At 45.5% G+C, this 1,518-nt stretch carries 1 protein-coding gene; it reads right to left on the reverse strand.

Annotated features, from left to right (window positions below):
* A partial coding sequence (locus MiSe_RS49020; protein WP_226594798.1) for a group II intron reverse transcriptase/maturase occupies positions 1 to 1,504 on the reverse strand: 1,504 nt, incomplete at its 3' end.
* Between the last annotated feature and the right edge of the window lie 14 nt (positions 1,505 to 1,518).

Raw genomic sequence — 1,518 nt, forward strand, 5'->3', positions numbered from 1 at the left:
CACATTTGCTCATGTGAATGTACTTGTGGCAGCTTTCGTGAATGGCTAGAAGGTTATTTTTCTTCCAGTTGTTATGGTTGTCATCGACATGATGGAGATGTACCCTTTCGTCACTAAGCAGCTTTAACCCACAGTATCCACAAGTATGGTCTTGCCTTTTTAAGGCTTGGGAGGTTGCTTTGTCGTAGAGCTTACTGTTACGTTCACTCCCATAGATGATGTCTCCGTCAAAAGGCGATTTCTCTCTCCTGACTTTGATGTGTTTATTTTCGGAGTAAGGAATCGATGGGAATGCTTTATCTAGCAGTTTCTTGCTTGACTCGCGACACTGTTTCGTTTCCTTGTTGAACACTCTGAACGCTCTTGTTTCGATGTATGCTAACGAGTTTCTTGACCCGTCCATCTTGCAATAGCGGTGATAGTTTCTCCCACCTCGCACTATGGGGGCTAATTTCTCAGCCTTGACCTTTGCACCATAATTCGAGTTGTTGACGATGTGTTTGACCTTTTGACGGAAAGCTTTGTAATTGTCCACTGAAGGGACGCATCTGAACTTCCCGTTTTTCTGCACAGAGAAGTTCCAACCTAAGAAGTCAAACCCATCTGTCGTAGCAGTTAGCTTGGTCTTCTTTTCATTCACCTTCATCCCACGTTCTGCTAAAAACTGGCTGATGAGGCCAAGTATGACCTCGGCGTTATCGTTAGGTTTGAGTATAATCACCATATCGTCTGCATACCTTACAGACTGGTGGATGTCCTCTATCCCGTTGAGTGCAATATTGGCAAGTGGTGGACTCGCCACACCCCCTTGAGGTGTACCCTGTTCGGGGAACTCTGGATTGACTCCCGCTTTCAGGCATCGGAAGATTCCAAGTTTTACGCCTGATGGGGCGATGAGTCGTTCCATGATGGATTTGTGGCTTATCCTATCGAAGCATTTTTCGATATCGAGTTCGATGACCCGTTTTTCTATTCCATTGCTCGTGGAGCGTAGATTGTCAAACAAGAATTTCTGCGCGTCATGGGCAGATCTTCCCGTTCTAAATCCATAGCTGTTGGCGTGGAAGGTTGCTTCGTGTGCTGGTTCTATTGCGTATTTGACAAGACATTGCCAAGCTCTATCCGCGATAGTGGGAACTTTAAGGATGCGGGTTTTTCCGTCCTTTTTGGGGATGGGGATTTCCCTTAACGGTTTATGCTTCCATGTATTGATAGGTTGTCTGAGTTGTTCACTCAGGATAAACCTTTCCTCAAATGAGAGAGAAGCCTTGCCGTCAATTCCTGCTGTCTTTTTCCCAATGTTGAGTTGAGTTACTTGCCTCACTGCCAGTAATCTCGCTGCGGTGGATTTCAGAACTAGCTTCATCAAAGACTTCGCTTTCCGCTTGTCTCCAACTTGAATAGCTTTGTAAATTCGCTTTTGTAGGCGGAAGAGATTTCTGCGGAATTTCTTCCACGGTAGATTCTTCCAGGATTCACTAGCATTGCTGCTGTGTCTAATCATGCTCTGCTCCAGTT

The organism is Microseira wollei NIES-4236 (genome assembly GCF_020521235.1).
In the GTDB taxonomy this organism is placed as follows: Bacteria; Cyanobacteriota; Cyanobacteriia; order Cyanobacteriales; family Aerosakkonemataceae; genus Microseira; species Microseira wollei.